This is a genomic window from Streptomyces sp. NH27, assembly GCF_056859195.1.
In genome coordinates, this window is the sequence record NZ_JACEGK010000367.1 from 1 (window position 1) to 8,086 (window position 8,086).

10 protein-coding genes are annotated in these 8,086 nt (G+C 69.9%); 3 read left to right on the forward strand and 7 right to left on the reverse strand.

All coding sequences use genetic code 11. The features are described 5' to 3' along the window. The first annotated feature begins 269 nt into the window (after window positions 1–269). Entirely contained in the window at window positions 270–1,619 is a 1,350-nt protein-coding gene (locus AC13HU_RS25940) for a class II 3-deoxy-7-phosphoheptulonate synthase (RefSeq protein WP_483044366.1), read from the forward strand. 174 nt (window positions 1,620–1,793) lie between these two features. Here the strand turns inward: AC13HU_RS25940 and AC13HU_RS25945 are convergent, their stop codons facing one another. The 4 genes from AC13HU_RS25945 to AC13HU_RS25960 all read right to left on the reverse strand — a co-directional run bounded on the left by AC13HU_RS25945 (window position 1,794) and on the right by AC13HU_RS25960 (window position 4,055). Next, the gene (locus tag AC13HU_RS25945; protein WP_483044367.1) at window positions 1,794–2,144 is read right to left on the reverse strand and encodes a hypothetical protein; all 351 of its coding nucleotides are present in this window, start codon (window positions 2,142–2,144) and stop codon (window positions 1,794–1,796) included. A gap of 296 nt (window positions 2,145–2,440) precedes the next feature. Beyond that, window positions 2,441–3,295 carry a helix-turn-helix domain-containing protein gene (locus tag AC13HU_RS25950; protein ID WP_483044368.1) on the reverse strand — a complete coding sequence of 285 codons (855 nt, stop codon included), beginning with the start codon at window positions 3,293–3,295 and terminating at the stop codon, window positions 2,441–2,443. Between the two features lie 15 nt (window positions 3,296–3,310). After that, complete coding sequence (locus AC13HU_RS25955) at window positions 3,311–3,841, reverse strand: DUF6879 family protein (RefSeq protein ID WP_483044369.1); 531 nt, start codon at window positions 3,839–3,841, stop codon at window positions 3,311–3,313. Beyond that, window positions 3,810–4,055 (reverse strand): hypothetical protein, encoded by a 246-nt coding sequence (locus AC13HU_RS25960; RefSeq protein WP_483044370.1) that lies wholly within the window; start codon window positions 4,053–4,055, stop codon window positions 3,810–3,812. Before AC13HU_RS25960 ends, AC13HU_RS25955 begins: the two co-directional genes overlap by 32 nt. Before the next feature lie 638 nt (window positions 4,056–4,693). Between AC13HU_RS25960 and AC13HU_RS25965 the strand changes: the two genes are divergently transcribed. Then, window positions 4,694–4,993 (forward strand): (2Fe-2S)-binding protein, encoded by a 300-nt coding sequence (locus AC13HU_RS25965; protein WP_483044375.1) that lies wholly within the window; start codon window positions 4,694–4,696, stop codon window positions 4,991–4,993. A gap of 22 nt (window positions 4,994–5,015) precedes the next feature. Here the strand turns inward: AC13HU_RS25965 and bfr are convergent, their stop codons facing one another. Then, a complete protein-coding gene (bfr, locus tag AC13HU_RS25970) occupies window positions 5,016–5,495 on the reverse strand; it encodes a bacterioferritin (protein WP_483044371.1) in 480 nt (159 codons plus the stop codon). Window positions 5,496–5,674: 179 nt separating this feature from the next. On the opposite strand from bfr, the gene AC13HU_RS25975 reads away from it, so the two are divergent. Further along, window positions 5,675–6,289, forward strand: a complete 615-nt coding sequence (locus AC13HU_RS25975; RefSeq protein WP_483044372.1) for a molybdopterin-dependent oxidoreductase — start codon at window positions 5,675–5,677, stop codon at window positions 6,287–6,289. A 42-nt stretch (window positions 6,290–6,331) separates the two neighbouring features. On the opposite strand, the gene AC13HU_RS25980 is transcribed toward AC13HU_RS25975, so the two are convergent. Both AC13HU_RS25980 and AC13HU_RS25985 read right to left on the reverse strand, forming a co-directional pair. Beyond that, window positions 6,332–7,225, reverse strand: a complete 894-nt coding sequence (locus AC13HU_RS25980) for a deoxyribonuclease IV (protein ID WP_483044373.1) — start codon at window positions 7,223–7,225, stop codon at window positions 6,332–6,334. A 13-nt stretch (window positions 7,226–7,238) separates the two neighbouring features. After that, a partial coding sequence (locus AC13HU_RS25985) for a Stk1 family PASTA domain-containing Ser/Thr kinase (RefSeq protein ID WP_483044374.1) occupies window positions 7,239–8,086 on the reverse strand: 848 nt, incomplete at its 5' end.

Here is an 8,086-nt window from a genome sequence, read left to right on the forward strand (position 1 = left end):
TCCTTGACGGGCGGGGAAGGGGCGGCCGGACCCGGAAACACCGAAGGCCGCCCCTTGGGCGGCCTTCGCGAAGTGATCTGCGCGCGATGTCTAACGGGCCGCCGGAGAAGCGGTCCGCCAGCAGGTGTGCTGGGTGCTGCGAGTGATCATCGCGGTCATGGTGCCGACCCTACCGCACTGCCGTGGCCGCCGTCCGTATCGGATGACGAGATGTCTCATCCACTGAGCGGCCCGATCCCGGTCCGACCCGACCCCGTACTGTGGAGCCCGTGACCGTGAATGCCGAAACCCATGCCGGGGTCAACACCTGGCAGTCTCTTCCCGCGGCGCAGCAGCCCGAATGGCCGAACCCCGAGGCTCTGCGCGACGTGATCGCCGAGCTCGCCTCGTATCCGCCGCTGGTCTTCGCCGGGGAGTGCGACCAGCTGCGCGCCCGGCTGGCCGCGGTGGCCGAGGGCAAGGCGTTCCTCCTGCAGGGCGGCGACTGCGCCGAGGCGTTCGACGCCGTGAGTGCGGACCAGATCCGCAACAAGCTCAAGACGCTGCTCCAGATGGGAGCAGTGCTCACCTATGCCGCGTCGGTGCCGGTGGTCAAGGTCGGCCGGATCGCCGGGCAGTACAGCAAGCCGCGCTCCAAGCCGACCGAGACCCGCGACGGCGTCACGCTGCCGACCTACCGCGGCGACTCGGTCAACGGCTTCGAGTTCACCGCCGAGGCCCGCATCCCGGACCCGCAGCGGCTCAAGCGGATGTACCACACCTCCGCCGCCACGCTGAACCTGGTGCGCGCCTTCACCACCGGCGGATACGCCGACCTGCGCCAGGTGCACGCCTGGAACCAGGACTTCGTGAAGTCCTCGCCGTCCGGGCAGCGGTACGAAGCGCTGGCCCGCGAGATCGACCGCGCGCTGACCTTCATGGCCGCCTGCGGCACCGACCCGGCCGAGTTCCGCACGGTCGAGTTCTACGCCTCCCACGAGGCGCTGCTGCTCGACTACGAGACCGCGCTGACCCGTACCGACTCGCGCACCGGCAAGCTCTACGACGTCTCCGGGCACATGGTCTGGATCGGCGAGCGGACCCGGCAGCTCGACGGCGCGCACATCGAGTTCGCCTCGCGGATCGGAAACCCGATCGGTGTGAAGCTCGGCCCCGGCACCAGCCCGGAGGAGGCGCTCACCTACATCGACCGCCTCGACCCGGACCGGCAGCCCGGCCGGCTCACCTTCGTCGTGCGGATGGGCGCGGACAAGGTGCGGGACAAGCTGCCGACGCTGGTGGAGAAGGTCACCGCGTCCGGCGCGAAGGTGGCGTGGGTCTGCGACCCGATGCACGGCAACACCTTCGAGGCCGCCTCCGGCCACAAGACCCGCCGCTTCGACGACGTCCTGGACGAGGTCAAGGGCTTCTTCGAGGTCCACCACGGCCTGGGCACCCACCCCGGCGGCATCCACGTGGAGCTGACCGGCGACGACGTCACCGAGTGCGTCGGCGGCGGCGACGAGATCTTCGTCGACGACCTGCACCAGCGGTACGAAACGGCGTGCGACCCGCGGCTCAACCGCAGCCAGTCGCTCGACCTGGCGTTCCTGGTCGCCGAGATGTACCGGGGCCAGTAGCACCGGGAGCCCGTGCCCGAGGCACGCAGCGGGGCGCGGATCACCGATCCGCGCCCCCAGCATCAGCCGCTGCTCCCTGGAGACCGCGCCGCTCGAGCCCGGGTGCCCGCGCTCAGCCCACGTGATTGCGCTGCCGGGCTGGGCGCGGTGCCGCCTGCGATCGCCAGCCGGTGGCTAGTCGATCGGCTGGCAGTCGTATCCCTGGACGAACGCCGGGGAGTTGGCGAACCCGTTCGCGCACTCCCACTTCTGCTGCCCACTGGTGTCCTGGATGATGAACGACGACTCAATGGGGCCCTGCTGGTTGGGCGTGCAGTCCCTGCCCTGCACGCTGTCCGGGTCTCCGGCCACCTCCGCACATCGGAAAGCCAGCTGGGCCTGTGCTGACTGCGGGGCCATGCGGGGCGCTCCGGCCGAGCCGGCGGCCGAGGCCACCACGGGCGCGGCCATGATCATGGCGGCCGCGGCCACGCCGGCCGCCAGGACACGCGCCGACATCCGTCGTACCGCTCGCTGTGTGGTCATGTTCATCCTCCGGGATCTGCGGGCGTACCAGGGCACACCCGCCGTCAGGGCGCGACAACGCGCCAGGGGGAAATCGCTCCCACAACAGCAGCCGACCGGTGTCAGCGGCAGAGAACTCACCCGCAACCCACCCGAACACCCGGCAACCCCACTCCAGCAGCCCACATCCCCACCACCCCCGGAACCGCTCCCAGCTCGCCCTTCCCGGTGCGAGGGGTATCGCCCTTGAGCGATCAAAATCGCCTGACAGAAGGGACCATCAGGAACTTCCGCTTCCTCGCCGACCTCTCAACACGTCACGTCAGGGTGTCGATGGCCTGCACGATCAACGCCCGTGCCTCCGCCCCGTAAACGGCCATACCCCGCAGTCGCTCGAACGCGGCAACGTACTGCGCCACTTCGCTGGGTTGCGTGATTGTCACCTCAGCCGACAGCAGTTCGACCGACACCATCCGGTCGTCGTAGACGTGGAAGGTCTCCTGTGGCCACATGCGGCGATCTGGCGTCGCAGCGGGGATGACGCCAAGGGAGACGGCAGGCAGTGCGCCTGCGGTAAGCAACTGGCCGAGCTGGGCGGCCATGGCGTCACCGTCGCCGAGCTGATAGCGGAGAGCCGCTTCCTCGATCAGAATGACGAACCGGTGTCCGGCCTGGTGAATGATCCGGGACCGTTCGACGCGAGCTGCCGCCGCCTCGGGCCCGTCGTTGACGGGGATCTGCCGGAAGTCGGCGATGGCCGACAGGAGGGCGGCCGCGTATCCCTCGGTCTGAAGCAGGCCGGGCACCATGGTTGTGGAGTAGACCCGGAACAGCTCGGTCTGCTGGTACAGGTCGATGACGCTTTCCTGAAGCTGCCGCAGCCCAGCTCGAATCTGTTCACGCCACTCCCGATACATCGACTCGGCGTTGAGGGACTGGGCGATGAGATCGTCGGCGTCCTGGGGCCGACCGCAGGCTGCCGCCCAGCGCCGTATGTCGGTGGCGTTGGGCGCGGTGCGGCCGTTCTCGATCCTGCTGGTCTTGGCGTGGTGCCAGCCGCACTGGTCGGCGAGTTCGGTCACCGTGAGTCCGGCGCTCTTGCGCATGGTGCGAAGGCGCCGGGCCACTGCCTCGCGTGCGGCCTGGGCGGACGAGGACGGGGATTCGGGCATCGGTGACCTGGGCGGTTACTTGATGTTGTACTGGTTGTGCGGGATGGCTCGTTCCCAGATGGCCTCGAAGGCGTCGGCGCAGAACTTGGCGGTGGCCGGGTGGTTGGTGATCTCCTCGCCCATCCAGCCACCGTCACCGCTGAAGTGGTTCCAGTGGACCCACTCGTCGTCGAACAGCCAGAAGTCATTGCCGGGCAGGGCGACGTCCGACGTCTGCCGGCGCGGCAGCCACCGTACTTGCTCGCCGGCGCCGATGTTGACGAGGGTGCCGGCGTGCTCGTACCGGATGTAGTCGGAGACGGGCTCGCCGACGATGCGGGTTCGGCGCATGGTCACACCTCGGCTGACGGCCTGTTGGACCCATTCCACCCATGGACCCCAGTAAGGCGATCCCGGGTCGGTGTCTCGTTCGCCGGTAGCTTGCCAGTGGGCAAAATCGTCGGCCTCATCGGCGACTCCGTAGGCGTCGCGTATCTCCAGATGTACCGCTGAGCGAGCGCAGCTCTCGATCAGTTCATCGAACGTCGGGGTGCCCGTCGAGGGCATCGCACGCCTCCCTGATCATGTGCAGCATCCTGGCGGGGATACGGATGACGGCTTCGTGGTCCGGGATGCCGACGGCGTGCCCGGGGACCTCGAACGCCGCCGCTTCCGCGAGCGTGACCTCATCGGGCTTCCAGCCCTGGAAGACGAACTCGTGCTTCTGCTGGTCGACCCACACGGTGGGGCTCGACTTGGCCCCGGTGTCGGGATCGATCATCCCGAAGAACTCCAACGGCGTGACGGCCTCCTGCTGAGGGACGTGCAGTTGTGCGCACCACGGTCACCCGTGTCCTGTGAGAACCCGAACTGCCGTAAGGCCGGATGCACCACCGGCCCCGAGCCCACACCGACCGGCAACCGCTCCAAGAACTAGTGCCCCTCCCGGCAAGGTTTGCCCCGCTCGCCGCCCTGGCACGCGCGCCCGCCGCGTTGGCCGAAAGCCCGAGTAGGCCCACTACGAGGGCTTCCGGCCGCCTTGCGGCCTGGGGGTACCACCCACGCCGAAGGCCATGGGGGAGCACCAGGGCACCTCGCTACCGGGCAAACCTTGCCGGTCGCGGCACTAGCCGTGCGGCACCCCGCCTGGGCGGTCGTCGTGATCCAGCCCTGCGGCCCCCAGGCCGGGGCGTCGCAGGGCCGGACCCGAACCGGCGCCGTATTCCTGCGCCTGCAATCGCATCCATGTGCGGATCAGGCCGCGTAGGGCCGCGACTACCAGCAGGTGGGCGTCGTGTGCGGTAGGGGCGGCGCGGATCACATCGATCCGCGCCCCTCGTGGCTTTTCTTCTGCCTGGCCCTCTGGGTAAGGTAAGGGTTACCTCAGTAGCTCTTGGCCCTGGATCGGCGGTGACCTGCATGTACGTCTGCTCCTGCTTCGGCATCACCGAGCAGCAGGTCAAGCAGCACGCCGAGGAGGGGCGGTGCACCCCGCGCCAGATCGCCTCCGCCTGCAAGGCCGGAACCGACTGCGGGTCCTGCGTCAAGCGCATCCAGGCGGTCCTGGGCCGCGGTGACGGCTGCGCCACCCGCACCAGGCTGGAACCGGCGAAGGCTGCCGGGGCACCGGCGACGGCGCCCTTGGAGCCCGGGTCGATGCCGTTGCAGCCTGCGACCGCGCCTCCGGCCCTGCCGCTGCCGCTGCGGCGCGTCGCCTGATCGGTCGCGGCCCCGCCCGCCGTCAGCTCTCCGGCTGCTCGATCTGCTGCGCGATGTAGAGCGGCTCACCCAGCTTCTCGATCAGCCCGAGCTGCGTGTCCAGGTAGTCGATGTGGTGCTCCTCGTCCTTGAGGATGTCCTCGAACAGCCGCGCCGAGGTGACGTCGGACTTCGACCGCATCAGCTCGATGCCCCGGCGCAGCCGGTCGATCGCCTCGACCTCGACCAGCCGGTCGGCCTGGAACATCTCCGTGACGGTCTGCCCCACCCGCACATGGAACAGCCGCTGGTAGTTCGGCAGGCCCTCCAGCAGCAGGATGCGGTCGGTGATGATCTCGGCGTGCCGCATCTCGTCGAAGGACTCGGCGCGGGTGTTCTTCGCGAGCTTCGTCCACCCGAAGTTGTCCTGCATCTTCGCGTGCAGGAAGTACTGGTTGATCGCGGTCAGCTCGGCGGTCAACTGTTCGTTGAGGAACTCGATGACCTCGGGGTCGCCCTGCATGGCAACGCCGTCCTTCCCGTTCGGGCTCGACAGTTCGGGGCATCCTCGCACCGCGCAGCGGCGTGATCCAGTAAGTGCACGCTTACGGTGTCGCCGCCCGGCGCGGCGAAACCCCTGGTCGGGACGGTCGGCAGTGCCTCGCGGCGGAAGTACCGCGGCCGGTCTGTCACCATGGTGCTATGGGTCGGCACGAGCATCCGGAGGGGCAGCTTCCCCCGGGGCAGCGGCGCCAGCGGGGCTGGCCGGTCACGCACTACGGCCCCGTGCCGCGTTTCCGCCCCGACCGCTGGGACTTCCGCGTCTTCGGTGCGACCGCGCAGGGGGCGCGGCCGGTGTGGAACCACGAGGAGTTCTCCGCGCTCCCGTACGCCACCGTGGTCGCCGACTTCCACTGCGTCACCAAGTTCTCGATGACCGGGATGGAGTGGGGCGGGGTCGCCGCCGCCACCGTCGCGAAGCTCGCGCCGCCCGCGGACGACGTCACCCACGTCATGGTCTGGGCCGAGTACGGATTCAGCTCCAACCTCCGCATCGACGATTTCCTCGACGACCTCACCATCTTCGCCACCCACGAAAGCGGCCAGCCGCTCACCGCGGAACACGGCTTCCCCGTCCGCCTCGTCGTCCCCAAGCGCTACGCCTGGAAGGGGCCCAAGTGGGTCCGCGGCATCGAGTACATGACGGCCGACCGCCGCGGGTTCTGGGAGGAGCGGGGCTACCACAACCTCGGGGACCCCTGGAACGAGCAGCGCTACTCCTTCCAGGAAGCCCCGGGCGACGGCCCGGAGCTCTGACCCGGCTCCAGGGCGCCCCAGATGTGCCCGGCTACTCCAGGGCTAATCCCCGGGCTGATCCCGGCGAAGCGACTGGAGCAACTTCACGTCCGAGGCGTGGCCTTCAGGTCCCCCCGGGGTCTCGATGATCAAGGGCACCCCGGAAGCCGCCGGGTGGGCCAGAATCTCGCGGAAGGGGGCCACCCCGATCCGGCCGGCCCCGATACCTTCGTGGCGGTCGAGGTGCGCCCCGCACCCCGCCTTCGAGTCATTCGCATGGATCAGCCGGAGCCGCCCCGCCCCCGCCGCGTCCTCGATCTCCGCGAACATCCGGTCCACCCCGCCGGGCGCGGCGATGTCGTGGCCGGCGGCGAACACATGGCAGGTGTCGAGGCAGAGCCCGACCCGGGGATGCCGGTCCAGCGCGTCGAGGTAGGGCCCCAGATCCTCGGCGAGGGCACACAGCGAGGAACCCTGGCCGGCGGTCGACTCCAGCAGCAGCCACGGGTCGTCGTCGTGCGTCAACTCGTCCAGCAGGGGCCGCATCCGCTCCCGTACCTGCGCCAACGCGACCTCGCGACCGCGGCCGCCGGTCGCGGAACCGGTGTGCACCACGACCCCGAGCGCGCCGATCGCCCGCGCGCGCCGCAGCGAGTGCCGTAGCGACGCCACCGAGCGGTCGACGGTCTCCGGGGTGTGCGAGCCGAAGTTGATCAGGTACGGCGCGTGGACGTACGCCGGCAGGGCCGCGTCGGCGCAGCGGGCGCGGAACTCCTCGTCCTGCGCCGGGTCGCCCGGGCCGGTCGCCCAGCCGCGCGGGTTCGCCACGAAGACCTGGACCGCCTCCGCGCCCAACTGCTTCGCGTAGCCGAGGCCCTTGGTGGCGAGGCCGCCGGCCACCGGCACGTGCGCGCCGACCGGGTTGCGCAGCCGGCCAGGCGTGATCTGCTCGTTCACTCGGCCACCGGTCTCAGCGCACCCAGAGGGTGATCGTGGCGCCCTTGGGGGCCTGGCTGCCGCCGTCGGGCGACTGGCTGAACACGGTGCTGCCGAAGAAGATGTTGATCACACGGACGTCGAAGCCCGCGGCCTGGAGGATCTTCTTCGCGTCGCCCGCGCTCTTGCCGGTCACGTCCGGCACCGGGAACTGCTGCTGGCCCTTGGAGACCGTGATCGTCACCGAGTCGCCCTTGGCGGCCTGGCTGCCGCTGCCCGGGGACTCCAGCGCGACCTTGTCCTTGTCGGCCACGTCGGAGAAGACCTTGCCCGGCGCGAGCACCACCTTCAGCCCGGCCGCCTCCAGGTCCTGCTGGGCGTCGGTGACCGACTCGCCGACCACGTCCGGCACGTCGACCGGGGCGCCGCGCGAGACCGTGATCGCGATGGGGGTGCCCGGGGCCAGTTCCGTGGTGCCCTTCGGGTCGGTGGAGACCACCCCGCCGCGCGGCACGTCGTCGCTGAACGTCTGGCTGACGGTGCCCGGGGTCAGGCTCGCGGCCTTGATCTCCTTGCGGGCGGTGGCCAGGTCGCGCCCGGCGACGTCGGGCACCCGGACGTGCTGCGGGCCCTTGGACACCGTCAGCGTCACCGTGCCGTTGCCGCGGATGCGCTTGCCGGGGGAGGGGTCGGTGGCGATCACACTGCCGCGCGGCACCGTCAGCGAGAAGTCCTGCTTCACCTTGGTGCCCAGGCCGGCCTTGTCGAGTTGGTGCTCCGCCTTCGCCTGCGGCAGCGACAGCACACCCGGGACGGTTGTGAACTGGCCGTCGTTGATGTACCAGACGCCCACGCCGACGCCGAGGAGGACCAGCACGGCGA

Excerpts from the sequence above, each read along its gene's own strand:
- AC13HU_RS25945 (WP_483044367.1), bottom strand. The coding sequence starts at position 2,144 with ATGACCACACAGCGAGCGGTACGACGGATGTCGGCGCGTGTCCTGGCG.
- AC13HU_RS25950 (WP_483044368.1), bottom strand. The coding sequence starts at position 3,295 with ATGCCCGAATCCCCGTCCTCGTCCGCCCAGGCCGCACGCGAGGCAGTG.
- AC13HU_RS25955 (WP_483044369.1), bottom strand. The coding sequence starts at position 3,841 with ATGCCCTCGACGGGCACCCCGACGTTCGATGAACTGATCGAGAGCTGC.
- AC13HU_RS25960 (WP_483044370.1), bottom strand. The coding sequence starts at position 4,055 with ATGATCGATCCCGACACCGGGGCCAAGTCGAGCCCCACCGTGTGGGTC.
- AC13HU_RS25965 (WP_483044375.1), top strand. The coding sequence starts at position 4,694 with ATGTACGTCTGCTCCTGCTTCGGCATCACCGAGCAGCAGGTCAAGCAG.
- bfr (WP_483044371.1), bottom strand. The coding sequence starts at position 5,495 with ATGCAGGGCGACCCCGAGGTCATCGAGTTCCTCAACGAACAGTTGACC.
- AC13HU_RS25975 (WP_483044372.1), top strand. The coding sequence starts at position 5,675 with ATGGGTCGGCACGAGCATCCGGAGGGGCAGCTTCCCCCGGGGCAGCGG.